The 23,681-nt window shown below is 72.1% G+C and carries 29 protein-coding genes; 11 read left to right on the forward strand and 18 right to left on the reverse strand.

Features of this window, described 5'->3' with window-relative positions; all coding sequences use genetic code 11:
- Nucleotides 1–36: 36 nt before the first annotated feature.
- Complete coding sequence (locus QRY02_RS33750; RefSeq protein WP_285986844.1) at nucleotides 37–2,526, reverse strand: glycoside hydrolase family 3 protein; 2,490 nt, start codon at nucleotides 2,524–2,526, stop codon at nucleotides 37–39.
- 94 nt (nucleotides 2,527–2,620) lie between these two features.
- Between QRY02_RS33750 and QRY02_RS33755 the strand changes: the two genes are divergently transcribed.
- Nucleotides 2,621–3,202 carry a TetR/AcrR family transcriptional regulator gene (locus tag QRY02_RS33755; protein WP_285986845.1) on the forward strand — a complete coding sequence of 194 codons (582 nt, stop codon included), beginning with the start codon at nucleotides 2,621–2,623 and terminating at the stop codon, nucleotides 3,200–3,202.
- Nucleotides 3,203–3,238: 36 nt separating this feature from the next.
- Here the strand turns inward: QRY02_RS33755 and QRY02_RS33760 are convergent, their stop codons facing one another.
- Nucleotides 3,239–3,694, reverse strand: coding sequence for a winged helix-turn-helix transcriptional regulator (locus tag QRY02_RS33760; protein ID WP_285986846.1), 456 nt, complete (start codon nucleotides 3,692–3,694; stop codon nucleotides 3,239–3,241).
- A gap of 90 nt (nucleotides 3,695–3,784) precedes the next feature.
- Here QRY02_RS33760 and QRY02_RS33765 point away from each other — a divergent pair, with 90 nt between their 5' ends.
- Together QRY02_RS33765 and QRY02_RS33770 are read left to right on the forward strand one after the other, a co-directional pair.
- A complete protein-coding gene (locus tag QRY02_RS33765; RefSeq protein WP_285986847.1) occupies nucleotides 3,785–4,372 on the forward strand; it encodes a dihydrofolate reductase family protein in 588 nt (195 codons plus the stop codon).
- Nucleotides 4,373–4,398: 26 nt separating this feature from the next.
- Nucleotides 4,399–4,782, forward strand: a complete 384-nt coding sequence (locus QRY02_RS33770) for a PPOX class F420-dependent oxidoreductase (protein WP_285986848.1) — start codon at nucleotides 4,399–4,401, stop codon at nucleotides 4,780–4,782.
- A gap of 8 nt (nucleotides 4,783–4,790) precedes the next feature.
- On the opposite strand, the gene QRY02_RS33775 is transcribed toward QRY02_RS33770, so the two are convergent.
- Nucleotides 4,791–5,237: a MarR family winged helix-turn-helix transcriptional regulator gene (locus tag QRY02_RS33775; protein WP_285986849.1), complete on the reverse strand. Its 447-nt coding sequence runs from the start codon at nucleotides 5,235–5,237 to the stop codon at nucleotides 4,791–4,793.
- Nucleotides 5,238–5,286: 49 nt separating this feature from the next.
- Here QRY02_RS33775 and QRY02_RS33780 point away from each other — a divergent pair, with 49 nt between their 5' ends.
- Complete coding sequence (locus tag QRY02_RS33780; RefSeq protein ID WP_285986850.1) at nucleotides 5,287–5,754, forward strand: DUF1579 family protein; 468 nt, start codon at nucleotides 5,287–5,289, stop codon at nucleotides 5,752–5,754.
- Nucleotides 5,755–5,795: 41 nt separating this feature from the next.
- The gene (locus QRY02_RS33785) at nucleotides 5,796–7,709 is read left to right on the forward strand and encodes an ABC transporter ATP-binding protein (RefSeq protein ID WP_285986851.1); all 1,914 of its coding nucleotides are present in this window, start codon (nucleotides 5,796–5,798) and stop codon (nucleotides 7,707–7,709) included.
- 316 nt (nucleotides 7,710–8,025) lie between these two features.
- Here the strand turns inward: QRY02_RS33785 and QRY02_RS33790 are convergent, their stop codons facing one another.
- A complete protein-coding gene (locus QRY02_RS33790) occupies nucleotides 8,026–8,787 on the reverse strand; it encodes a 2-keto-4-pentenoate hydratase (RefSeq protein ID WP_502874154.1) in 762 nt (253 codons plus the stop codon).
- Nucleotides 8,784–9,587, reverse strand: a complete 804-nt coding sequence (locus QRY02_RS33795) for a 2-keto-4-pentenoate hydratase (RefSeq protein ID WP_285986852.1) — start codon at nucleotides 9,585–9,587, stop codon at nucleotides 8,784–8,786. The genes QRY02_RS33790 and QRY02_RS33795 overlap by 4 nt, the downstream gene beginning before the upstream one ends.
- Before the next feature lie 139 nt (nucleotides 9,588–9,726).
- Between QRY02_RS33795 and QRY02_RS33800 the strand changes: the two genes are divergently transcribed.
- Genes QRY02_RS33800 through QRY02_RS33810 form a run of 3 tightly spaced genes read left to right on the forward strand, consistent with a single transcriptional unit; the run spans nucleotide 9,727 to nucleotide 11,284 of the window.
- A complete protein-coding gene (locus tag QRY02_RS33800) occupies nucleotides 9,727–10,230 on the forward strand; it encodes a VOC family protein (RefSeq protein WP_285986853.1) in 504 nt (167 codons plus the stop codon).
- 56 nt (nucleotides 10,231–10,286) lie between these two features.
- The gene (locus tag QRY02_RS33805; RefSeq protein WP_285986854.1) at nucleotides 10,287–10,859 is read left to right on the forward strand and encodes a hypothetical protein; all 573 of its coding nucleotides are present in this window, start codon (nucleotides 10,287–10,289) and stop codon (nucleotides 10,857–10,859) included.
- 23 nt (nucleotides 10,860–10,882) lie between these two features.
- Complete coding sequence (locus tag QRY02_RS33810) at nucleotides 10,883–11,284, forward strand: CoA-binding protein (protein WP_285986855.1); 402 nt, start codon at nucleotides 10,883–10,885, stop codon at nucleotides 11,282–11,284.
- Here QRY02_RS33810 and QRY02_RS33815 read toward each other — a convergent pair.
- The 13 genes from QRY02_RS33815 to QRY02_RS33875 all read right to left on the reverse strand — a co-directional run bounded on the left by QRY02_RS33815 (nucleotide 11,281) and on the right by QRY02_RS33875 (nucleotide 19,791).
- A complete protein-coding gene (locus QRY02_RS33815; protein WP_285986856.1) occupies nucleotides 11,281–11,808 on the reverse strand; it encodes an NHL repeat-containing protein in 528 nt (175 codons plus the stop codon). The genes QRY02_RS33810 and QRY02_RS33815 overlap by 4 nt on opposite strands.
- A 74-nt stretch (nucleotides 11,809–11,882) precedes the next feature.
- Nucleotides 11,883–12,443 (reverse strand): GvpL/GvpF family gas vesicle protein, encoded by a 561-nt coding sequence (locus tag QRY02_RS33820; RefSeq protein WP_285986857.1) that lies wholly within the window; start codon nucleotides 12,441–12,443, stop codon nucleotides 11,883–11,885.
- Entirely contained in the window at nucleotides 12,440–12,757 is a 318-nt protein-coding gene (gene gvpJ, locus QRY02_RS33825; RefSeq protein ID WP_285986858.1) for a gas vesicle protein GvpJ, read from the reverse strand. The genes QRY02_RS33820 and gvpJ (QRY02_RS33825) overlap by 4 nt, the downstream gene beginning before the upstream one ends.
- Nucleotides 12,754–12,987 carry a gas vesicle protein K gene (locus QRY02_RS33830; RefSeq protein ID WP_285986859.1) on the reverse strand — a complete coding sequence of 78 codons (234 nt, stop codon included), beginning with the start codon at nucleotides 12,985–12,987 and terminating at the stop codon, nucleotides 12,754–12,756. Before QRY02_RS33830 ends, gvpJ (QRY02_RS33825) begins: the two co-directional genes overlap by 4 nt.
- Nucleotides 12,984–13,184: a gas vesicle protein GvpJ gene (gvpJ, locus tag QRY02_RS33835; RefSeq protein WP_285986860.1), complete on the reverse strand. Its 201-nt coding sequence runs from the start codon at nucleotides 13,182–13,184 to the stop codon at nucleotides 12,984–12,986. Before gvpJ (QRY02_RS33835) ends, QRY02_RS33830 begins: the two co-directional genes overlap by 4 nt.
- A complete protein-coding gene (locus tag QRY02_RS33840) occupies nucleotides 13,177–13,911 on the reverse strand; it encodes a GvpL/GvpF family gas vesicle protein (RefSeq protein WP_285986861.1) in 735 nt (244 codons plus the stop codon). The genes gvpJ (QRY02_RS33835) and QRY02_RS33840 overlap by 8 nt, the downstream gene beginning before the upstream one ends.
- A complete protein-coding gene (locus QRY02_RS33845) occupies nucleotides 13,908–14,207 on the reverse strand; it encodes a gas vesicle protein (RefSeq protein ID WP_285986862.1) in 300 nt (99 codons plus the stop codon). Before QRY02_RS33845 ends, QRY02_RS33840 begins: the two co-directional genes overlap by 4 nt.
- Nucleotides 14,208–14,224: 17 nt before the next feature.
- Nucleotides 14,225–14,605, reverse strand: coding sequence for a gas vesicle protein GvpO (locus QRY02_RS33850; RefSeq protein ID WP_353069620.1), 381 nt, complete (start codon nucleotides 14,603–14,605; stop codon nucleotides 14,225–14,227).
- Nucleotides 14,606–14,739: 134 nt separating this feature from the next.
- Nucleotides 14,740–15,420 (reverse strand): response regulator transcription factor, encoded by a 681-nt coding sequence (locus QRY02_RS33855; RefSeq protein ID WP_285986863.1) that lies wholly within the window; start codon nucleotides 15,418–15,420, stop codon nucleotides 14,740–14,742.
- Nucleotides 15,420–16,808: a sensor histidine kinase gene (locus QRY02_RS33860; RefSeq protein ID WP_285986864.1), complete on the reverse strand. Its 1,389-nt coding sequence runs from the start codon at nucleotides 16,806–16,808 to the stop codon at nucleotides 15,420–15,422. The genes QRY02_RS33855 and QRY02_RS33860 overlap by 1 nt, the downstream gene beginning before the upstream one ends.
- A 70-nt stretch (nucleotides 16,809–16,878) precedes the next feature.
- Entirely contained in the window at nucleotides 16,879–17,601 is a 723-nt protein-coding gene (locus tag QRY02_RS33865; RefSeq protein ID WP_285986865.1) for a type 1 glutamine amidotransferase, read from the reverse strand.
- Complete coding sequence (locus QRY02_RS33870) at nucleotides 17,594–18,787, reverse strand: MurT ligase domain-containing protein (RefSeq protein WP_285993989.1); 1,194 nt, start codon at nucleotides 18,785–18,787, stop codon at nucleotides 17,594–17,596. The genes QRY02_RS33865 and QRY02_RS33870 overlap by 8 nt, the downstream gene beginning before the upstream one ends.
- A 92-nt stretch (nucleotides 18,788–18,879) precedes the next feature.
- On the reverse strand, nucleotides 18,880–19,791 hold the full coding sequence (locus tag QRY02_RS33875; RefSeq protein ID WP_285986866.1) for an NADP-dependent oxidoreductase: 912 nt from the start codon (nucleotides 19,789–19,791) through the stop codon (nucleotides 18,880–18,882).
- 76 nt (nucleotides 19,792–19,867) lie between these two features.
- Between QRY02_RS33875 and QRY02_RS33880 the strand changes: the two genes are divergently transcribed.
- From QRY02_RS33880 to QRY02_RS33890, 3 genes are all read left to right on the forward strand, one after another.
- On the forward strand, nucleotides 19,868–20,431 hold the full coding sequence (locus QRY02_RS33880; protein WP_285986867.1) for a TetR/AcrR family transcriptional regulator: 564 nt from the start codon (nucleotides 19,868–19,870) through the stop codon (nucleotides 20,429–20,431).
- Between the two features lie 752 nt (nucleotides 20,432–21,183).
- Nucleotides 21,184–21,966: an IclR family transcriptional regulator gene (locus tag QRY02_RS33885; protein WP_034284138.1), complete on the forward strand. Its 783-nt coding sequence runs from the start codon at nucleotides 21,184–21,186 to the stop codon at nucleotides 21,964–21,966.
- 26 nt (nucleotides 21,967–21,992) lie between these two features.
- Nucleotides 21,993–23,681 carry an L-lactate permease gene (locus QRY02_RS33890; RefSeq protein WP_285986868.1) on the forward strand — a complete coding sequence of 563 codons (1,689 nt, stop codon included), beginning with the start codon at nucleotides 21,993–21,995 and terminating at the stop codon, nucleotides 23,679–23,681.

Raw genomic sequence — 23,681 nt, forward strand, 5'->3', positions numbered from 1 at the left:
GCCTTCACGAGACCTTAGGGGACGCGCCCGCGGTGATCAACGGATTTTCTGCAGCACCACGCGCGTGCTCAGCCGCGGCTCGGCGTAGGAGTGCGACGCCTCCAGGACGTACTCGCCCGCGATGTGCTGCCAGCCGTCGCGCCAGACTTCGGCCGACCTCGGCGTGATGACGACGTCGGTCTCGACGGACTGGCCGGGCCGGGCTTCGACACTCGCGAACCCGGCCAGCCAGCGCTGCGGCCGGTCGCCCCGCTCGGTCGGGACCAGGTAGAGCTGCACGACCTCGCGGCCCGTGCGCGTTCCCGTGTTGCGCACGCGGACCCGGACGCGCGCGCCACCTTCGTCGTCCGGGTCGGCGACGAGTTCTTCGTAAACCCAGGTCGTGTAGCCCTGGCCGTGCCCGAACCAGTACGCGGGTTGCCGGCCGGCGCGGGCCCAGGCGCCGTAGCCGATGTACACGTCTTCGCCGTACTCGAGCACGCCGTCTTCCGGCGTCACGTCGGTGACCGGCGCGTCTTCGAGCTTCGCCGGCCAGGTCGTCGGCAGGCGGCCACCGGGCTCCTCGCGGCCGAAGAGGACGTCGGCGAGCGCGTCGCCGCCGGCCTGGCCGGGAAACCAGGTGAGCAGCACCGCGGCGACGTCGTCGCGCCACGGCATCTCGACCGGGGAACCGGCGTTGACGACCACGACGGTGTTCCGGTTCGCTTCGGCGACCCGCGCGACGAGTTCGTCCTGGCGTCCCGGCAGGGCGAGGGACGTCCGGTCGAAGCCTTCGCTTTCGACCTCGGCGGTCGTGCCGACCACGACGACGGCGACCTCCGACTTCGCCGCCAGTGCCACGGCTTCGTCGAGGCTCGCGTCCGGGTCGAGGACCGGCCCGCGATGGCCGAGCGCGAAGGTGACCCAGGCGAAGGTGCCCCTGGCGAACTCCGCCATCTCCGACGGGATCCAGTAGGTCAGGCTGACGTCGACCGGCTCGCCCGCGGTCAGCTCGACCTCCCGGCGCTGTTCGTGCACCTGCATGATGGACGTGAAGATGTCCCCGCCCTCCGGCAGGTTCACGCCGTCGAAGACGGTCTGGCCGGCGACGGTGAGGCGGAGGTCGCCAGGGCCGGTGACGCCGAAGGTGTGCGTGCCGCTCTGCTCCGGGAGGAACGTGCCGGCGATCTCGACCGAGGCGAGCGTGCCGATGTCGAGCCCGGACGGCAGTTCGCCGATCCAGTCGATCCTGGCTTTGCGCAAGGAGAACCGCGCGAGTTCGGTGCCGTCGGCGGCGCGGGCCGTCGCGTGGAGCCGGAAATTGTCGGTGACATCCGGGGCTTCGCCCCTGGTCGGGGGCTTCGCCACCCGAGGCCCCCAAGAAATGTCGGTGGCCGTCGGTAACGTCGTCCGCGGATCGGCACCGGGGGCGTAACCGAGCTCGGTGCCCGGGGGAACGGCCGCTTTCAGGCCGTCGAGAGGGGAGACGACGTGATCGGGGAACACGGTGGCGCTGCCGCCGCCGAGGATCTTGGGGTCCGCGGCGAGCGCGCCGATGAGCGCGATGCTCTGCGGCTCGCGCAGGGGCAGCACGCCGGTTTCGTTGCGGAGCAGCACGAACGACCGGTGCGCGACCTCGCGCGCGACCGCGTCTCCGTCCACATCGGACCCTTTCGGCGCGGGGCTGCCGCCGAGCGCGCCGGTCCGGTCGGCGAGCAGTAGCACGCGGCGGACCATGGCGTCGACGACGGCTTCGTCGACTTCGCCGCCGCGAACCGCTTCGGCGAGCCGTTCCCCGAACACCGTGCGGGGGCCGGGCATGGCCACGTCGAGGCCGCCGTTGGCGGAGGCGACGGTGTCGCGCGCGGCCAGCCAGTCGGAGACGACGAAGCCGTCGAAGCCCCATTCGTCGCGCAGCACGCCGTTGACCAGTTCGGCGTGCTGGGTCATCGTGACGCCGTTGACGCTGTTGTAGGCGGCCATGATCCCCCACGGCCTCGCGCGCTGGACGATGAGTTCGAACGGCGCGAGGTAGAGCTCGCGCAGGGCGCGCTCGCTGACGCGCACGTCGGCGGTGAAGCGTTCGGTCTCGAAGTCGTTGGCGACGAAGTGCTTGACCGTGACGGCGACCCCGCCGTCCTGCACGCCGGTCACGTAGCCGGCGCCGATCATCCCGGTGAGGAGGGGGTCTTCGGAGTAGCACTCGAAGTGCCGGCCGCCCAGCGGCGAGCGCTGGAGGTTGACCGTCGGGGCGAGCAGCACGTGCACGCCCTTGCGCCGGGCTTCCTGGGCGAGCAGGCGGCCTGCCCTGACCGCCAGGCGCGGGTCCCAGCTCGCGGCGAGCGCCGTGGGGCTGGGCAGGGTCACCGAGGGGTCGTCCGGGCTCCAGCGCGTCCCGCGGACGCCGACCGGGCCGTCGGAGAGCACCAGCGAGGCGAGCCCGATCCGCGGCAGCCCGGGCAGGGACCAGACGTCCTGGCCGGCGAGCAGGCTCGCCTTGGCGTCCAGGTCGAGCTCGGCCAGCAGCGCCTCGACGTCGAAGCTCATGGCACCCTCCGCGATCGGTCCTGCCGTCACCCTACCTGGCGGTGAGTAGTGAACGTTATAGTTCCGTGACATTTTCTGCCGTAGGCTCGGGATCATGACCCGGGCCAGGGGCGCCGACCGCCGAGCCAGCATCGTCCGAGCGGCGTTCGAGGTTATCGCCGAACGCGGCTATCGCGGCACCTCGCTGGCCGCGGTCGCCGAGCGCGTCGGGCTGACGCAACAGGGCCTGATGCACTACTTCCCCGCCAAGGAAGACCTGCTGACGGCGGTGCTGGAGACCCGCGACGAGTGGGACCTGCTGCACTTCGGCCACGCGCGGGAGGGCGACCCCTCGGCGATGACGGTGAACCAGCTGGCGGACCTGGTCGACTACAACGCGACCCGCCCGGGCATCGTCCAGACGTACACGGTGCTCGCGGCGGACAGCGTCACGGAGGACCACCCGGCCCGGAAGTACTTCCAGGACCGCTACACGCGGGTGCGGGCGGGCATGACCCAGATGCTCGAGCGCCACCGCGACGAACTCCCGCCGGGCACCACCCCGGAACAGCTGGCCCCGCTGGCGATAGCCATCCTCGACGGCCTCCAGCTGCAGTGGCTCCTCGACCCGGCGGAGGTCGACATGTCCGCCGGGTTCCGCACGTTCCTGACCCTGCTGGGAGTGAAGCCGGACTGACGATCGGCGCGTCCCACGCAGGCCGCGCCACGCGTCTCAGCGGGTCGAGCCGGGGCCGGCCAGCGCGTCGACGTCGTTGGCGTGCATCGGCTCGCCGCAGTGGGCGCAGCGCAGGTCGACGCTGCTGATCTCGCCGCACGCGTGGTGGCGGTAGAGCACCGGGGGGCCCGCCTCGCCCGCCAGCCACTTGTCACCCCAGCGGATCATCACCATCAGCATGTCGACCAGTTCGGTGCCCTTCTCCGTCAGGACGTACTCGTAGCGCGGCCGGCGGTCGTACGGGCGGCGCTCGAGGACCTGCTCGTCGACCAGGTGGTTCAGCCGCTCGGTGAGGACCTTGCGCGAGATGCCGAGGTCCGCCTGGAGCTGCTCGAACCGGCTGACCCCGGCCCACACGTCCCGCAGGATCAGCGGCGACCACGGTTCCCCGATGACGTCGAGCGTGCGCGCGATCGAGCACGCGGCCAGTTCACTGAAGTTCGTGCGCTGCATGAGGCCAGAATAGCACTTGGGGTTCCCTTAAGGAACTTAAGCTGCTACGGTTCCGGAGTCTCCTGAAGGAACTCCGAAGGGAAAGCCACCATGAGCAAGGTCTTCAGCGCCCACGCCGTGTCGGTCGACGGCTACATCACCGGCCGCGGCGCCCGCCCGGGTCAGGGACTCGGCGACGGCGGGACGCTCTTCGACTGGTACTCCGACGGGGACACCCGGAGCCGGGTCTTCGACTTCTTCACCCTCAGCGAGCCCAGCGCCCGCGTCTTCGACTCGCTCGCCGGCCGGGTGGGCGCGATCGTGGCGGGCCGGAACACCTACGAAGACTCGGAACACTTCGGTGGCGGCAGCCCGCACCCGAACACCCCGCTCTTCCTGGTCAGCCACCGGCCCGCGCCGGAGCTGACCGAGCGGCAGACCCTCGCCGGCAACGTCGAAGACGCGATCGCGGCGGCCCGGGAGGCAGCCGGCGGCAAGGACGTCGGCCTCATGGGCGGCGACGTGCTGGCCTCGGCACTGCAGGCCGGCCTGGTCGACGAAATCGTGCTCCACCAGGTCCCGGTCCTGCTCGGCGGCGGCCGGTCGTTCTTCCGGGAGCTGCCGTCGCACGTGCGGCTCAGCCTGGTCGAGGCTGTGGCCGCGCCCGGCGTCACCCACCTCCACTACGCCGTCGCCTGAACCCCTACCCCAGCAGGGAGCCGACCATGCTCGACACCGACGTCCGCCGCGTCCTCGCCACCACCGCGATCGGGCACCTCGCCACCGTCCTGCCCGACGGCGCGCCCCACTCGGTCCCGGTCTGGGTCGCCGAGGAGGGCGACCGCATCGCCATCCTGACCTGCCCGGACTCGCGCAAAGCCCGCAACCTGCGGCGTGACCCGCGCGTCGCGCTCTCGCTGACCCCGCCGGACAACCCGTTCGAACCCGTGATCATCCGCGGCCGGGTGGCCGAGTGGATCGAGGGTGACGCCGCCTGGGAGATCGTCGACCGGATCGCGACGAAGTACATCGGCGGGCCGTACACGCGGGAGCAGCAGCGGGTTGTCGCGCTCATCGAGGTCGAGTGGCAGAGCGCCGGCACGCGCTGACGCACTGCTCACCGCAAGCGCGGCTGGGCCACCACGCCGCGCAGCCGCTGGAGCGTGCGCAGCGTCGTCTCCAGGTCCGCCGGCGGCACCTCGGCCGCCACCTCCTCCGCCCACTCGACCTGCGCCTCTCCCAAGGCCCGCATCGCCGTGCGGGCCCGCCGCGTCAGCGACAGCATCGGCGCCCGCGCGTCGGCCGGGTTCGGCAGGCGGTCCAGCATTCCGTTGCGCAGCAGGCGGTTCACCGTCTCCTGCACGCTCTGGCGGCGCAGCCCGCGGCGGCGCGCCACCTCGGCGGCGGTCGCCGGGCCGTCCTCGAGGAAGCCGAGGACCTGCCACTGCGCGGCGGTCAGCCCGACCGGCCCGGTCAGCGCGTCGCCCGCGGCGAGGAAGCCGCCGTTGCACGCGAAGACCGCGTCGATCACGCGGGTGAACGTCTCGGCTCGATGCGACCGCATGCGTGCTAGTCTCGCACATCGACAGGTACCTGTCGAAATGGAGACGACCATGGACATGCCCCGCCTCGGTCCCGCGCACGACGCGCTGAAGGCGTTCGTCGGCGACTGGACCGGCACGGAGGAGCTCGCCGCTTCGCCGTGGGCACCGGCCTCGACCGCGCGTGCCGACTGCGAATACCGCTTGGCCCTCAACGGTTTCGCCGTGGTCCAGCACTACCGGCAGCGCCGCGACGACGGGGCGGAGTTCCTCGGCCACAACGTCTTCACCGCCGATCCGGCCACCGGCGAGACGCTCTGGTACGGCTTCGACAGCTACGGCTTCCCGCCCGAGTCGCCCGCCCGCGGGACCTGGACCGGCGCGACGCTGACGCTGGAGAAGCAGACCGCGCGCGGGGTGGCCCGGCACCGGCTCACGCCCGGAGGCGGGACGCTGACGCACGAAATCGACGTCCGGATGGGTGAAAACCCGGAGTACAGCCCGTTTTTGCGCGCGCGGTACACCCGGAAGGACCAGTAGCGAACCCGAAGCTGTCGGACCCCCGGAGTAGAGATGGAGGCGTGTCCGGAACCGCCGAGCCGCCCCCGCTGATCGGGGTCGAGAACGTCAAGATGCCCGAGTGGGCCCGCGTCGACGAACGCGTGGCCGCCGCGGGCTTCGGCCAGGCCGTGCGCGCGCTGCCCACCGCGATCTCGGTCGTGCTGCGGCTGGCGTGGCGGACGTCGCCGCGGCTGACACTGCTGGCCGCCGTCGTGCACGTGGTGTCCGGCTGCGTCACGGCGTTCGGCCTGCTCGCCACCGCGAACGTCTTCACCGCGCTGCTCGAACAGGGCCCGACCCCGGAACGCGTGCTGCAGTCGTTGCCGGCGATCGCGGTCGTCACCGGGTCGTACGCGGCGCGGGCGGTGCTGGACGCGGCCGTCGCCGCCGTCGAAGGCGCGCTCCGGCCCCGGGTCACCGCGGCGGCGGACGACGCGGTGACGGCCGCGGTCGTGCGCGTCGGGCTGATCGCGTTCGAGGACGCGGACTTCCGGGAACTGGCGCGGCAGGGCGCCCGGTTCGGCGTGCGGGCCATCGAGACGAGCCTGCGGCGGCTGGCCGACCTGACGTCCTCGGTGATCTCGCTGGCGGCGGCGATGATCACGGCCGGGCTGCTCAACCCGTGGCTGGCCCCGGTCCTGCTGCTCGCGGCGGCGGCCGACGGCTGGGCCGCCGCGCGCGTCGCGAAGCTGAACTACCGGCACTTCCTCGACACCGTCGGGCGCAACATCCGCAAGTCGGTCGTCGAAGAGGTCGCCACCTGGCGCTCGATGGCCCTCGAACGGCACGCCCTGACGCTGCAGGAGCCGTTGCTGGGTGAGTACCGGCGCATCTCGCGCAGCCTCACGCGAGAGGAGATCCGGCTGGCGCACCGGAGCAACCTGGTGCGCACCAGCGGGCGGGCGGCGGCCGGCTTCGGCACCGCCGTCGCCTACCTGGTGCTCGGCTGGCTGCTCTACTCCGGCGGGATGGAGCTGGCGCTGGCCGGCACGGCGGTGCTGGCGATGCGCACGGCGTCGACGGCGCTGTCCAACACCATGCGCGCGGTCAATTCGCTGTACGAAGACTCCTTCTACATCGGGTTCTACAACCAGCTGCTCGCGGAATCCCGGAAGCGGCAACCGCCGCCGACGTCGGTGACCGCGCCCGCCGACCCGGCCGAGATCCGGCTGGACGGCGTCACGTTCACCTACCCGGGCCGGCGCACCCCGGCGCTGCGGGACGTCTCGGTGACGATCCGGCGCGGCGAGGTGGTCGCGCTGGTCGGTGAGAACGGTTCGGGCAAGACCACCCTCGGCAAGCTGCTCACCGGGCTCTACCCGCCGGACGAGGGCACGGTCCACTGGGACGACGTCGACCTGACGCGGGCGGACCCGGCATCGGTGCACGCGAACATCGCGGTGATCGCGCAGGAACCGGCGGAGTGGCCGATGACGGCGGCGAACAACATCACGGTCGGCCGCCTCGGCCGGCCGGACCCGGACAGGCAGGCGTGGCGCGAAGCGGTCGACTACTCGGGCGCGGACGAGGTGATCAGCTCCCTGCCCGCCAAGGAGCACACGGTCCTGTCGAAGAAGTTCGACGAGGGCCACGACCTTTCCGGCGGCCAGTGGCAGCGCATGGGCATCGCCCGCGGCATCTACCGGGACGCCTCGGTTCTGGTGGCCGACGAACCGACAGCGGCGCTCGACGCCCGCGCCGAAGCCCGCGTGTTCGCCGGGCTCCAGCACGCGAGCCGCTCGGACCGCGGCCGCCGCACGACGGTGCTGGTGACCCACCGGCTGGCCAACATCCGCTCGGCGGACCGGATCCTGGTGCTGGAGAAGGGAAAACTGATCGAGGAAGGCACCCACGACGAGCTGATCCGCGCGGGCGGCCTCTACCACGAGCTGTACGAGATCCAAGCCCGTGCCTACCGCAACGGACAGCCATGACGGTGCACCCAACCACCCGACGCCGCCAGCACCCGGCCGGCCACGAAGCGGCCCGCGCACCCAGCCGGTCACCCACGTATCCGGGCGGTCGGCTCGCGGCCAACTCCCCCAGGCACGCAAACCGCCCTTCCGGTACGCGAGCCGACCCTCCAGACACGTGAACTGACCCTTCAGACACGCGAGCCGACCCTCCAGACACGCGCGTTCGCCGGTCCGGTTCGCGTCACTCGCGTGATTGAGCACGTCACTCGCGTGATTGGGCGCGTATCTCGTGTGATTGAAGGGTCATCTCGCGTGATTGGGGGGACGACACGGGTCAGGTGGCCAGGGTGAGGGAGCCCAGGTGGGAGAAGTGGGCGGCGAGGCGGGAGCCGGGGCGGACCGGGACCGCGTCCGTCATGCCGCCGGTCAGGACCAGCCAACCCGGTTCCAGGGCCAGGCCCCGTGCCGCGAGGCTGTTCGCCGCCAGGGCCAGGGCTTCCGCCGGGTGGCCCTGGACCGCCGCGCCCGTTGCCGTGTCGACGATCTGGCCGTCGACCTCGAGCAGCGCGGCCTCCAAGGAGAGGTCCAGCGAAGAAGGCGGCAGCCCCACCGGGCCCACGCTGAAGTACGCCGACGAGCCGTTGTCCGCGACGGCGTCCGGGAGCGTGAACCGGTAGTCCGCGTACCGGCTGTCGATCACCTCGATGCCGCCGTACACGCGGTCGACCGCGGACAGCGCCGTCGCCGCCGTCACGCCCGGGCCCGCCAGCCGGCGGCCCAGCACGAAGACCAGCTCCGGCTCCGCGCGCGGGTGGATCAGCGCGTCGTGCGGCACCGGTGCGCCCGCCGGCAGCACCATCGCGTCGGTCAGCCAGGCCAGCAGCGGCGCGTCGATGCCCATCCGCTGCTGCTTGGCCCGGGACGTCAGGCCCAGCTTCACCCCGATCAGCGTCTCGCCGCGGGCCCGGCGCTGCCGCAGGGCCTCGTCCTGGATCGCGTACGCCGTGTCGACGTCCAGTTCCGGCCAGTCAGCCGAGAGCGGCGCACGCTCCGAGACCGTCCCCAGCAGCGCAGCGGCCGCCTCACGCACGTTCACGATTCCTCCGGACAAGCGGGAGCGAAGACCGCGGTGACACTGCCGACCCCGGCGATCGTGGTGACGATCGTGTCGCCCGGTGACACCGGGATCGCCCGGGTCATCGACCCCGGCAGCACGACGTGCCCTGGCTCCAGGGTGACCCCCAGCGGCCCCACCGTGTTCGCCAGCCACACCAGTGAGTTCAACGGCGACCCGAGCACCGCGCCGCCCGCGCCCGTCGCCGCCACCGAACCGTTCTGGTAAAGGACGCAGCCGGCCAGCCGCAGATCCACCGAGCCCAAAGCCGTCGGGCTGCTCCCCAGCACCACCCCGCCGGAAGACGCGTTGTCCGCGATCGTGTCGAACAGGGAGATTTTCCAGTCCTGGATGCGGGAATCGACGATCTCCAGCGACGGCAGCACGAACTCGACCGCCCGCACCGCGTCGGCGACCGTCACACCCGGGCCGCGCAGGGCCGCGCCGAGCACGAACGCGATCTCCGGCTCGATCCGCGGCTGCAGGAACGCCGACGTCGGGATCGGCTGGTGCTCCAGGTGGAACATGCTGCCGGTCAGGTGCCCGTAGTCGGGCTGGTCGACGCCCATCTGCCGCTGCATCGCCGCCGACGCGAGACCGACCTTGTGGCCGCGGACGGCGTCGCCGCCCTCGACCCACTGCCGGACCTGCTCCTGCTGGATCCGGTACGCGTCCTCGACGCCCGCGTCCGGATACGTCTTGATCAGCGGCTCGATCGGCTCGCGCGTGGCATAAGCCCGCGCCAGAGCCGAAGCGGCCTCCTGCACCTCACTGACGTCCACCACCGGAACTCTGCCGCGCGCACCCCGCGGGCACAAGCAACGACGTTCCGCTCAACGGAACTCTCGCCAGACAATCTCTTGCGCGCGAGATAAATCGGGCGTAGCGTGGACGCCACCACCAGGAAGGGACGTGAGGGACATGGCACCGACCCAGGCCGAGGTCACCAAGCTCGCCGAAGTCCGCGACGCGCTGCGCGAGCGCCACCTGCGCCCGGCCGCCGAACGCCCGGCGACGAACGGCCGCGGCATCCACCACACCGCGCTGATCTCCAGCGACGTCGAGCGGACGATCGAGTTCTACCAGGACATCCTGGGCTTCCCGCTCACCGAGCTGATCGAGAACCGCGACTACCCCGGCTCCACCCACTTCTTCTTCGACGTCGGCAACGGCAACGCGGTCGCGTTCTTCGACCTGCCCGGCCTGGACCTCGGCCCGTACGCGGAAGTCCTCGGTGGACTGCACCACCTGGCACTGTCCGTCACGCCCGAACGGTGGAGCGCCATCAAGGACAAGCTCGACGAAGCCGGCGTCCAGTACCTGCTGGAGAGCAAGACCTCCATCTACCTGTCCGATCCGGACGGTGCCCGCGTGGAGTTGATCTCCGACCCGCTCGGCGAGATGTACGGCGAGAAGATCGGCTGAAAGCGTGGTCCGGGCGTCGCGCGCCAACTAGCCTGTGCGCGACGCCTGGAGGTCCGATGTCCGACTGGTCCCTCTCCCGCGCGAAGGCGCGGCTCGATCACCGCGAGCGGCTCGACGAACTCACCGCGCGCACCCGGTTCGAGGTGCGCCTGCACCTGAACGAGCCCGCGACGAACGGCGCCTACGACGAGCTCACGAGCATCTTCGCGATCGGGCACGGCGAGTGCGCCGCCCTCCTCGCGCACCACCGGCTGCTGCCGTGGTGGGAACGTGTCCTGCTGTTCCGCTACGCGCGACGGATGCACGGCAAGGCGATCACCCGCAGTGTCGGCGTGGTTCCCGCCGAGGTGGCGCCGCAGGCGGCCCGCGCGTTCGGCGCCGAGATCGCCGAACTGGCCCCCGGCTCCGGGGACACCGGCGCGAAGTACGACCTGCAGGGCCGCGGCCTGCTGACCGTGTTCCGGATCGCCGTCGGCGCCAAGGGCGCGACCTGGGCCGACCGCCACGAAGTCGCGACGACGTCCGCCCGCAACATCCTGACCTGCGCCGCGACCTTCACCCGCCGGAAGCCGTGGCACATCGTGTGGCCGGTCTACCGCGTGCGCGGCCTGCGGCTCTGGAAGCTTTGACGCCCACCGCGCGTTCCACCGGTATGAACGCAGAGGAGATCCTCGCCGGCGCGAACACGATCGCCGTCGTCGGCCTGAGCCGCGACCCGGCGAAGGCGGCGCACGGCGTCCCGGCGGTCCTGCAGGCCCACGGCTTCCGGATCATCCCGGTGCACCCGACCGCGACCGAGCTGCTCGGCGAAAAGGTGTACCGGTCGCTGAAGGACATCCCGGAGCCGGTGGACCTCGTCGACGTCTTCCGGCCGTCCCCCGAAGCGCCGGGCATCGCCCGGGACGCCGTCGAGATCGGCGCCAAGGCGCTGTGGCTGCAACAGGGGATCGTCTCCGCCGAAGCACGCCGCATCGCCGAAGAGGGCGGGCTCGCCTACGTCGAGAACCGCTGCACCGCCGTCGTCCGCGCGACCGCCTCGATCTCGAAGAGCTAGCCGGACGCTCCGAAGTGGACGATCCGGTGGTTGCCCGGCTCGGCGACCCAGACACCGCCCGCGCCGTCGTCGGCCATGTCCCTCGGTGAGCTGATCGGCTCGGCCGTGCCGGGCAGCTCGGCGCCCGTGCGGGTGTCGAACCGGGCCACGCGCCCGGTGTCGTCGACCAGCAGCCGCCCGGCGTGGTCGAGCGCGACACCGCGGGGCCGGGCCAGACCGCCGAACTCGCGCACGAACCCGCCCTGCCACGAAAACTGCACCACACGGCGGTTGCCGGTGTCGGCGACGTAGACGTTGCCCGCCGCGTCGACCGCCACCCCTTCCGGCGCCTTGAGCCGCCCGGCCAGGACGCGCACGAGCGAGCCGTCGCGGGTGAACGCCTGGACCCGGTCGTTGCCGGTGTCGGCCACCCACACGCGGCCGCGGACGTCGACGGCGATCCCGGACGGCTCGCGGAACTGCCCCGGTCCGGCGCCGGGTCCGCCGAACGCACGCGGGAGCGCGGCGACTTCACTGCTGGTCACGGCACCAGGATCACCGGCCGCAAGCCACGGCGGCCAGCGTCCGGACGAGTGTTCAGCGATTGTTCCGCCCCCGCTCACCAGCTCCAGCGGGAGCACGTCCGCCGGTCGAGGAAGCTGTACGCGGGCAGCGGCCCGAGCCAGTCGGCCTGGACGCCGTTGCCGGGCGCGAGCGCGGCCACGGTGTCCCGGACGACCAGCAGATCGCCCAGCCCGACCAGGAACGCCCACCGCTCGTCGGCGCTCTCGCCCGCCGGCAGCGCCACGGAGTCGCGGGCGCGTTCGGCGACCTGGGCGAGCAGGACGTCCGAGCGGGCCGCCCGCCACGCCGACCCGGGTTCGGTGAACCGCAGGCAGACGTGCACCTCGGCCAGACCGTCGAGCCGGTCGAGGTCGGCGCGGTAGGTGTCGGCGGCCGGGGCGAGCACTTCGGTGCGGACGGTGTCTTCGTCCTCGGCCACGGTGCCGAACCGGACCGGCAGCACCGGGCCGCCCTCGACGAGCGCGGACACCATCGCCAGGTGCACCGCCGGGTCGGGCTCGGGGTCGCCGACGACCATGGCGAGGTCCCCCCAGCCGACCGTGCGCGGCGCCCGCGGGTGCCCGGCCCGCACGACGCCGTAGAGCTGCAGCGTCACGGCTGTTCGACGGGGATGGCCGGTTCCACCGGCACCGCCACGGCGGGTGTCGGCGGCGGGGGCGGGATCAGCCCCGTCGTCTGGCCGAGGCCCTGCGAGATCTGCCCGGGGGCCGTCGTGTTCTGCAGCCGTTGCATCGCTTCGAGGTACCGGATGTACGTGTCGACACTGGCGATGACGATCCGCGCTTCGATCGCCAGCAGCTCGATCCCGATCACCGACACCCGCACCGAGGCGTCGATCACGAGTCCCTTGTCGAGCAGGATGTCGAGCGTGTCGGCGAGGCCGCCGCCGGCCTGTCCCGGTCTGGTCACTGCACTCCTTCGGTGGTGGGGATGTCGTCGAGGGCGGCGCGGATCTCGGCGAACCGGAGTTCCAGCGCGATCAGGGCCTGGCCGAGCGCTTCGACCTGGGCCGGGGTGAGGGTGCCGGCGTCGAGCCGCCGCAGCGCCTGGCGCTCCAGCACTTCCTTGAGGACGTCGAGCACGGTGACGACGAGGTGCCCGAGCCCGCGGCCGGCATCGGCGGCGATCCGCTGGGTCATCCGGGTGTCCCGTCCAGCCCGAGCAGCAGCAACCGCAGGTCGAGCCGCACGAGATCGATGCCGGCGAGGGAGATGATGACGTCCCCGGTGACGACGGCCCCGCGGTGCACGACCCGGTCGAGCAGATCGACGATGGCTTCGGCGGCGTTGGTGCCGGTGGGCGTGAAGACCTCGGCGAGCAGGTCCGGCTCAGCCATTCGCCGTCGCTCCGAGCTCGACGTCGGTGAACGAGTACGGCGGCCACGGCCCCGATGTCTCCACCGTCGCCCCCGCCGCGCTCAGCTCGCGGGCGAACCACTCCGCCTCCGCGTGGAAGGCCGCCTCCCGGCCCGTCTCCACCAGGAACGCCGTGTTCATCAGCACTCCGTGCGGCCGCGCGCGCTCCACGCTGTCCGCCGCGTGCCGCCGCAGCGCGTCCGCGAGCCGGCCCGCCGCGCCGGCCACGTCCTCCCGGGCCCGCTGGATCGCCTTCAGCCGTTCGCGCCTGCGGACGAGGTACTGCGTTCCCGTCAGGCCCGTCGCGTCGGGCCGGGTCGTCGCCGCCGGCTCGGTGTGGCGGATCCGCACCCCCCACTCGCGGTGGCCTGCCACCTCGTCGAGGCAGTCGCGCGCCTGGTCGTAGCCCGCCTCCAGGAGCCGGCGAGCGGCATCCTCGCCGTCGAGGACCGTGCCGAACCTCAGTGGCAGCACCGGCTCGCTGCGGAACACCGCGCGCACCACGGCGTCGTGCTCGCGGGCCAGCTCGGCGAGGGTGCCGTCGACCGGGTCGAGCGTGTCGATGCGGTCGAAGCGCGCCGGCGCCACCTCGGCCACGACCACGCCGAGGTCGCGGTAGCCGATCAGCCGCGGTACCGGACCGATGTCCAACGTGGCCGGACGGTTGCGGGTGATCGCGTACGCGCACAGCCAGTTTCCGGTGCTCACCGGGGTTCTTCCCTCCCGCCCGGCGCGGGCAGCCGGGCCTCCAGTTCGGCGACGCGCGCCGCCAGATCGGCCGTCCCCAGTTCCGCGCGCGCGGCATTCGGGGCGAAGAACGGATCGTTCGTCCACCAGTCCATGCCCATTTCCCGGGCGGTCTGCGCGGACGCGATGAACAGCCTGACCCGCAGGGTCAGCAATTCGACGTCGACGACACTGACGCCGATGTCACCGGCGATGACGACGCCCTTGTCCAACACGCGTTCCAGAATGTCCGCCAACGAATCGGACGAAGTGCCCAATCGTGTCGACCTTCCTTTCAGGAATCGGTGGCACCCCGGGTGAACCGGCGCAGCCGCTCACACGCGGCGAGCTCGCCGTCGGCGTCGACGTCGACCCGGTAGGTGGCCATCACGCTGGTGGAGTCCGGGATCCGGGCCAGCTCGACGACGTCGACGAGCACGGACCAGCCCCCGTCACCCCGGCTGCGAATCCCGGTCACGGCATGCGGAGTGAGCCCCGTCACCATGGCGAACTGGTCCTTGGCAGTCCGAATGGCGTCGGCGGCACGCAGCCGGGAAACGGATTTCCCGGCGACTTCGGGGGAATTCTTGTTTTGGGCAGGGAGCGGCAGTGGCGATTCCGGCATCGCTTTCCTCGTCGCAGGTAGGGTGCCCACCGTAGCAACACGGAGGATCATGTGCAGCGCCGTCAAGGGACGGCATTTTTCACCGGTTCGCGCGCACTATTGGGCGATCCGCGGCAACCGGCGGAGACGAACGGCGCAACGCGCGGACACCCAGGGGAACCAATTTCCCGAAAACAGCCGATTGATTACGATCGAGTAACGTCCACGAGGCGGTAACCCACGCCCCGGACGGTCTCGATGGTGTGGGTGCCGAACGGCGCGTCGATCTTGCGCCGCAGATAGCCGATGTACACCTCGACGACGTTCTCGTCGCCGTCGTAGTGCGCGTCCCAGACGTGGCTCAGGATCTCGTTCTTCGACAGCGCCGCGCCGGCCCGCCGCAGCAGGAACTCCAGCAACCCGAACTCCCGCGCGGTGAGCTCGATCCGCCTTTGTCCCCTGTGGACGGTACGGGCGGAGGGGTCGAGCCGCAGGTCGCCCGCCTCCAGCACGGCCGGCCGGGCCGGGGCGCCGCGCCGCAGCAACGCCCGCAGCCGGGCGATGAGCACGACGAAGGAGAACGGCTTGGACAGGTAGTCGTCGGCGCCGAGGTCGAACGCGTCGGCTTCGTCGTACTCGCCGTCCTTGGCCGTCAGCATCAGCACCGGCGTCCAGTTCTCCGCCGCCCGCAGGCGTTTGAGCACCTCGTAGCCGGACAGCTCGGGCAGCATGATGTCGAGCACCACGACGTCGTACTCGTGCTCGGTCGCCCGCCAGAGGCCCTCACGGCCGGTGTGCGCGATGTCGGCGGTGAAGCCCTCGGCGACCAGCCCCCGCCGCAGCGTTTCCGCGAACTCGCGCTCGTCCTCCACGATCAGCAGGCGCACTACTCCTCCTTCGGCAGTTCGATCACCGGCAGTTCGATCACGAACCGCGCGCCCGGCTCGGCGGACTCGGCGTAGCGCGCGCGGCCGCCGTGGCGGGCCGCGATGCCGGCCACGATCGGCAGGCCCAGCCCGGTGCCGCCGTGCCCGCGCTGCCGCGACGCGTCGAGCCGGACGAACCGCTCGAAGATCCGCTCCCGGTCGGCCGGCTCGACGCCGGGGCCGTCGTCGCTCACTTCGACGACGGCGAAGTCGCCACGCACCGCGCTGCTGACCCGGATGCGCGAGCGCGCGTGCCCGCGCGCGTTGTCGACCAGGTTGCGCACCGCCCGCCGCAGCTGGGTCTCGCTGCCGTACACCTTCGCCGGCCCGGCGCGGACCTCGACGTCCACCGTGCTCTCGCCCCGGACGCGCTCGGCCTCCGCGCGGACGATGTCGTCGAGGTCGACCTCGGTGCGCTGCGGCCGGTCGGTCGCGTCGTCGGTGCGGGCCAGCATGAGCAGGTCGTCGACGAGTTCACGCAGCCGCGCGGTTTCCCGGCCGATCACCGGCACCAGGTCCCCGGCGCTCTCCGGGTGCCGCCCGGAGACGTCGAGCGCGGTGCTGATCGTCGACAGCGGCGAGCGCAGTTCGTGGCTGGCGTCCGCGACGAACCGGCGTTGCGCGGCCTGGGCCGACGCGAGCCGGGACAGCATTTCGTTGAGCGTCACGGCCAGGCGGTGCACCTCGTCGCCGCCCGGCGGCAGCGGCACGCGCGCGGCGAGGTCGCGCGTCGAGATCTCCGCGACGGTCCGGCGCATCCGCTCGACCGGCCGCAGCGCCGAACCGACCGCGCGGTAGACCGCCAGCCCGGCGATCGCCAGCAGCGGCACCGCGATCAGGCCGAGCAGCAGCGTCAACCGCGTCGACGCCTCCGTGACCGGTTCCAGCGAGCGCGCGGAAATCACGGTGAACGGGCCGCCCGGGCCGTTCACCTCCTGTGACACCACGCGGTAGTCGTCGTTGTCGCCGTTCAGCCCGAGCGGCAGCGTTTCGACGATCTCGTGCCCGGCGGCCGGGCGGGCCGCGGTCAGCGGCGGGTGCCCGACGATCGCCGGATCGCTCGCGATCGGCGTCCTCCGCGCGTCCAGCACCTGCGTGACGGCCTCGGTGTCGCCGGTGCTGGCGACGTCGCTCGCGCTCAGGTCGCGCGCGCCCTCGCGGATGAGCTGGATGGCGACCTGCCGCCCGGTGCTGCGGGCACTCTCGGTGACGCTGCGGTCGAGCGACTCTTCCAGCAGCAGCACCACGACCACGCAGCCGACGGCGATGGCCAGCGCGAGCGCGAACACCGCCACCGCGGTGGTGCGCATCCGGACGCCGGTCGCGGCGATCACCCTGCCCAGTTTCACCAACGCAGCGTAACCACGAACGAGGCGGGCGCGCGGGTGGACCAGCGACGGGACGCTCGCCGCCACCGGGTCACGCGCCCCGGCGGCGGCGCGGGACGGCGAGCCGTTCCTCGCGCAGGCGCTCGACCTCGGCCAGGCTCAACGGGCGGAGCGGGTGCCCGATCGTCCAGGCCAGCAGCAGGTCGGCCAGCGCGGGGTTGCGGGCGAGCGCCGGGCCGTGCAGGTAGGTGCCGACCACCCGGTCGGTCACCGCGCCCTCGGTGCCGTCGCCGTTGCCGGTGCCGCGCACGACCCGCCCGAGCGGCTCGCTGCCGTCGCCGAGCTTGCTGACGCCCAGGTGGTTTTCGAACCCGGTCAGGGCTTCCCCGGCCAGGAGCCGGGACGGCGTCGCCACCAGTTCGGCGACCGAGCGCTGCGGGCCCGGTTCGGTGGTGACGTCGAGCAGGCCGAGGCCGTCGTGGTCGACGCCGTCGAGGCCGCGGAACCGGGTGCCGAGCACCTGGAGGCCGGCGCACACGCCGAACACGACCGCGCCGGCCGCGACCGCCCGCCGCAGGCCGGGGTACTTGCGCAGGTGCGCGGCCGCGAGCACCTGGGCGCCGTCCTCGCCGCCGCCGAGCAGATAGAGATCCAAAGTGGACGGCACCGGCTCGCCGAGCCCGACGGGCACCACCTCGGCGTCGAGCCCGCGCCACTGCAGCCGCTTCCCGAGCACCTGGGCGTTGCCGGTGTCGCCGTAGGTACCGAGCACCTCCGGCAGCAGAAGTCCGATGTGGACGATCGAGTCAGCCACCCGGCAGCCTGCCCACCAGGTCGCGGAACGCGGTGTAGTTGGCGACCAGTTCGACGGCACCGGGCGGCAGCGCGTCGATCGCGGTGACCGGGTCCGGCTCGGCCCAGTGCGCGACTTCGGCGTAGCAGAGCCGGACGGAGAGATCGGCGCTTCGCTCGCCGGTGACGACCACCTGGCGCCCGCGGAGCCGTTCGAAGTGCACGTCCCACAGCCAGGACAGGTCCCGGCCGTCGGCTTCCTGGGCGTTCAACGCGACGACGACCGGGGTGTCCTCGTCCAGCACGCGCAGGGTTTCCACCCAGCCGGCCGGGTTCTTCGCCAGCATCACCCGCACGGAGTGCCGCGACCGGCGGATCGTCCGGTAGCGGCCGCCGATGTCGGTGATGGTCCGCAGCCGGGCCGCTGCGGTGTGCGGCGGCACGCCGAGCCGGTGCGCCGCGGCGAGCGCGAGCGCGGCGTTCGCGCGGTTGGCCTCGCCGGGCAGCCGCAGGTCGAGGTCGACCTGGCGGCCGCCCGGGGTGAGGACGAGTTCGCCGTCGAGCGTCCAGCCGGGTTCCGGCCTGGCGAGTCCGCACTCGCAGCTCCAGTGCCGCTCGTGGGTTTCGACGCGGCCTTCGCAGCGCGGGCACGCCGTCGAGTCGCCGGTCCAGCGGCGGCCCGTGCTCACCCACACGAGCCTCGCGGCCACGCTCGCCGCGGACGTCACCAGCACGTCGTCGCAGTTCGCGACGACCACCGTGCCGGGCAGTCCGGCGATGGCGGCCCGCAGATCGCGCTCGGTGGCGCGGACCTCGCCGACCCGGTCCAGCTGGTCGCGGCTCAGGTTGAGCAGCACCAGGACGGCGGGCCGGACCTGGTCGGCCACCCACGGCACGTACGTCTCGTCGACCTCGAGGACCGCGTAGGGCGCGTCGGGGCGGGCGGTCAGCGCGGCGAGGACGCCGTCGGGCATGTTCGAGCCGTCGCTGTTCGCGGCGACCTCGGCCAGCGTTTCCAGCGCGCGGGTGAGCATCAGCGACGTGGTGGTCTTGCCGTTGGTACCGGTGACGAGCACGACGGTGCGTTCGCGGCCGAGGCGGCGCAGGGCGGCCGGATCGAGAGCGAGCGTGACGCGGCCACCGATCATGCCGCCGCGGCCGAGCCCGGAGCTGCGTGACAGCCAGGCGGTCAGCCGCCCGGCGGCCACGGAAGCGCGGGTGCGGAGGGGACTTCGGACGGACACCGGCTGGATGGTGCCCGCCGGGCGCTGTGATTTTCCTGAGTCAGTGGCGCGGGTCTCTAGAGCGTGACGACGACCTTGCCGTGGACGTGCCGCGCGGCCTGCAGCGCGACGGCGTCGCGGATCTTTTCGACGGGGAAGACCGCGGCGACGGGCACGGTGAGCCGGCCGGCCGCGATGGCGTCGGCGATCTTCGCCAGCGCGCCCGGCTCGGCGTCGGCGCCCCCGGTGGCCCGCACCCCGCCGGGCGGGTTCGGGCCGACGGAGATCGTGGAGATCCGCTCGGGCGGGACGCCGAGTTCGAGCGCGGCCTCCACTGTCTCCGTGCCGAAGAGGTCGGTCGCCGCGGTGATGTCGCCCAGTTCGCGGACCCGGCCGGCCAGGCCCGGTCCGTAGGTGACGGGTTCGGCACCGAGTTTGCGCAGGAAGGGGAAGGTGCCCTCGGCGGCGGTGCCGATCACGGTGGCGCCGGCGAGCCTGGCGAGCTGGACGGCGAAGATGCCCACCCCGCCGGCGGCCCCGCCGATCAGGAGGGTGTCCCCGGCCCGCAGGCCGATCGCGGCCAGCGCGGCGGCCGCGGTGGAGCCGGCGACCGGAAGGGTGCTCGCCACCTCGTCGCTGATGCCGTCGGGAGTGGGGAAGAGCGCGTCGGACGCTTTGAGGACGACGAAGTCGGCGACGGCCCGCCCGAGCGCGCCGCCGTGGACGCGATCGCCGACGGCGGTTCCTCCGACCCCGGGCCCCACTTCGTCGACGACGCCGGCGAAGTCGTACCCGAAGCCGGACGGCAGGGTGATGCCGAACCGCGCGGCGGCCTCGGGTCGCGCGGCGAGGCCCCAGTCCATCGGGTTCAGCCCGGCGGCCGTGACGCGCACGCGCACCTCCCCGGGGCCGGCGTGCGGCTCGGGGACTTCGCGCAGTTCGAGCACCTCGGGGCCACCGAACTTCTCGTAGACGACGGCTCGGCTCATCGGGACCTCCAGTTATGGGACTTGGTCCCGTCACCGTACACCGAATGACGGGACCAAGTGCCGTAAGCTGTGCCGCATGGCCCGCTGGGAACCGAACGCACCGGAAAGGCTGAGCAAGGCCGCCCTCGAGCTGTTCGCGGAGCGCGGCTACGAGAACACGACGGTGATCGACATCGCGCAGCGCGCCGGACTCACGAAGAGCACGTTCTTCCGGCACTTCCAGGACAAGCGGGAAGTGCTCTTCGGCGCGAGCACGCTGGCGGACCTGCTGGGCGGGGCGGTGGCCGCCGCGCCCGAGACGGCTGCGCCGCTCGAGGCCGTGGCTTGCGCCATGGACGCGGCCGGCCGGGAGGCGTTCACGGCCGAGCGACGCGAGTTCAGCGCCCAGCGGCGGGCGGTGATCGGGGCGCACCCTGAGCTGCAGGAGCGGGAGGCACTGAAGGGACTGGCCCTGACGGCGGCAATGACCGACGCGCTCCGGCGGCGCGGGGTGCCCGAGGTGACGGCGAGCGTGGCCGCGGAACTGGGGGCGCTGGCGATGAAGATCGCCTACAGCCGGTGGATCGACGGAACGGCCGACGACTTCGGCAACGCTGCGCGGCGGGCTCTCGACGAGGTGCGGGACGCGGTCGGCTCCTGAGCGGCTTTGGCGCTGGGGCCAGAGGGGGTCTCTGCCGCACCGCACCGCACCGCACCGCACCGCACCGCACCGCACCGCACCGCACCGCACCGCACCGCACCGCACCGCACCGAGCAAGCGTCCCCGGTCGCATCGGCAACCGCCAGTTCGAACGCACACTCTTCCTCGCCGCGTCCGCCTCACCGTCCGGCCCACGGACGGTCCCGCGTGGATCCCGGCCTCGACCGGGGTCGGGCCCGGCTACCCGACCCGCCGATGGCTTCCCGCGACCGTAACCGAGCCGAAGACAAGAAAAAACGCGCCCCTCATCCGCATGGCCCGCCGCCGCGACCGCTCTCTACGCCGTGCTCCGCAACGGCACCCGCCTGCCGCCATCCCGAGCCGACTTCCACCCCTCCCGCGGGGGCGCCCCCCGGGTCCAGCGTATCGACGCCGACCGACAAGAACCGCGGAAGAACGCGAGCCCGAGCCGGTTTGTCCACATTGCGGCCGACCTGTTGATGCCCGCTCAACTATTCACACATCTGAACAAACCCCCCGTCGAACCCGTCGAAATCCCCCGATGACAGGCGCGCAACCGCCATAGGTAGGAAACTTAACCATCGGATGTTGAACCAATTAGCTTCCGCAACTACTCGCATTGTTGCGAGTCATTCCAAGATCTTCCCCAGATACATCGGAGGTGTTACCGTCCAACCCCAGCCAGCGGAAAGGCGTACCGCTGAGCGGGAATCTGTCCAACGGAGGGCAACGTGGGACCGGAGCGCGGGCTTGAACAAAGCGGAACTCTCGAACGCGGGCTCGCCGTGCTGGAGCACGTCGGGCGGCACCAGGAGATTTCCACCAATGCGATCGCGCGGCAACTGGGGCTTTCCCGCAGCGCCGCCTACCGCATCGTCGGCACCCTGAAGAACCTCGAGTACCTCGAAGCCGACCAGGTCACCGGGCGGGTGCGGCTGGGGACCCGGCTCGTCGAACTCGGGGCGCGGGCGATGGCCGCGACCGATCTGCACCGGTGTGCTCCGCGGTACCTCGCGTCGCTCGCCGAACGGTCCGGCGAAACCACCTACCTCGCCGTTCCCGACAACGACACCATGGTCTACGTCGCCACCGAACGCAGTGCCAGCGCCGTCACCCTCGCTTGCCGGCTCGGGACGCGGCGGCCGCAGCACGCGACGTCGCTGGGGAAGGCCTGGCTCGCCGCGCTGCCCGAGGGCGACCGGCTCGAACGCGTCCGGCGGATGAAGCTCGATTCCCTCACCCTCAAGACCATCATCGACCCGCACCGGCTGCTCGACGAACTCGCGAAGACCAGCCGCCGCGGCTGGGCGATCGACGAGGTCGAGAACGAGCCGGACGTCGGCTGCGTCGCCGCCGCCGTGCGGGACCACTCGGGACGGCCGATCGCCGCCATCAGCATCGCCGGGCCTGCTCCGCGCGTGCTGCGCCGCCTCGACGAACTCGGTGCCTCCGTGGCCGGGACCGCCGCCGCCCTCTCCCTGCGGCTCGGGTACGTCCGGAGCCGGCCGGCCTGAGCACCCCACCGGCAAAAGGAGCCGACGTGACCTGGACCCAGGACTACCAGCCGGCGGGCGGGCTGTGGGTTTCCGCGCTGCTCGCCGCGCTCCCGATCATCGTGCTGCTCGTTTCGCTCGGGGTGATCCGCTTCTCCGCGCACCTGTCCGCGGCGCTGGCGCTGGTCACCGCGCTCGGTGTCGCCCTGCTGCTCTACCGGATGCCGGCCGCGCTGGCGTTCGACTCCGCGGCGATGGGCGTGGTCTTCGGTGTGTGGTCGGTGGCCTGGATCGCCTTCCACGCCGTGTACTTCCACAACGTCACCGTCGCCACCGGCCGGTTCGACGCGATCAAGCGGGTGCTCGCCGGGTTCAGCGAGGACCGGCGGCTGCAGGCGCTGCTCATCGCGTTCAGCTTCGGCGCGCTGCTCGAAGGCGTCGCGGGCGGCGGATCGCCGATCGCGATCACCGCGGCGATGATGGCCGCGCTCGGGTTCCCGCCGGTGAAGGCCGTCGTGCTGGCGCTGCTGGCGAACACCGCGCCGGTCGCGTTCGGCGGCCTGGGCAACCCGCTGATCGTGCTCGGCCGGCTGACCGCGCCGATCATGCACCTCAAGCCGGACCGGGCGACCGAGCTGTTCTCGGCGGCAGTCGGCCGTCAGGTGCCGGTGCTGGCGCTGATCATCCCCGCGTTCCTGGTCGTGGTCCTGGCCGGCTGGAAGCGCATGCTCGAGGTGTGGCCGGCGGTGCTGACCGCCGGGCTCGCCTTCGCGGCCATGCAGTTCGTCGCGTCCAACTACATCAGCGCCAGCCTCGTCGACGTCCTCGCCGCGCTCACCGCGATGGCCGCGCTGTGGATCCTGACCCGGTTCTGGCAGCCCGCGACGGTCTGGCGCTTCGAGGGCGAGGAAGCCCCCGTGGCCAAGAGCCTCGGCGCCGCCCAGGCCGAGCGCGGCGCGCTGTACGCGTGGATGCCCTACATCATCCTGATCCTGGCCATCTTCCTGTCGCGGATCGGCACGATCTTCAAGAACCTCCCGGTCTGGCTCGACCTGACGAAGCTGCTGCACAAGGCCGACTGGATCTTCGCCTGGCCGGGGCTGCACAACCACGTCGTCCAGCACCCGCCGATCACCGCGAAGAACGCGCCGTACGCGGCGACGCTGACCGTCGACTTCCTGTTCTCGCCGGGCACGGTCGCCCTGCTCGCGGCGGTGATCGCCGGCTTCGCGATGGGCGGGCGGCCGAAACTGCTGCTGACGACGTACCGGAAGACGCTGCACCAGATGCGCTGGGCACTGGCGACGATCTTCATGATCCTGGCGATCGCGTTCGTGATGAACTACTCGGGCGCGACGCAGACACTGGGCCTGGCCCTGGCGACGACCGGCGTGGTCTTCCCGCTGTTCTCGGCCTACATCGGCTGGCTGGGCGTGTTCCTGACCGGCTCGGACGCGTCGACGAACAGCCTGTTCGGCCCGATGCAGGTGATCTCGGCGCAGCAGCTGAACCTCAACCCGATCCTGGCCGGCGCGACGAACACCTCAGGCGGCGTGATGGGCAAGATGATCTCGCCGCAGAACCTGTCGATCGGCGCGACGGCGATCGGCCAGAGCGGCAAGGAGGGCTCGCTGCTGCGGCAGACGTTCCTGTGGTCGCTGCTGCTGACCGCGGTGGTCGGGGTGATTTCCCTGCTCCAGGCGACGATCCTGACGGCGATGATCCCCTCGCCCTAG

This window comes from Amycolatopsis sp. DG1A-15b, assembly GCF_030285645.1.
Taxonomy (GTDB): Bacteria; Actinomycetota; Actinomycetes; order Mycobacteriales; family Pseudonocardiaceae; genus Amycolatopsis.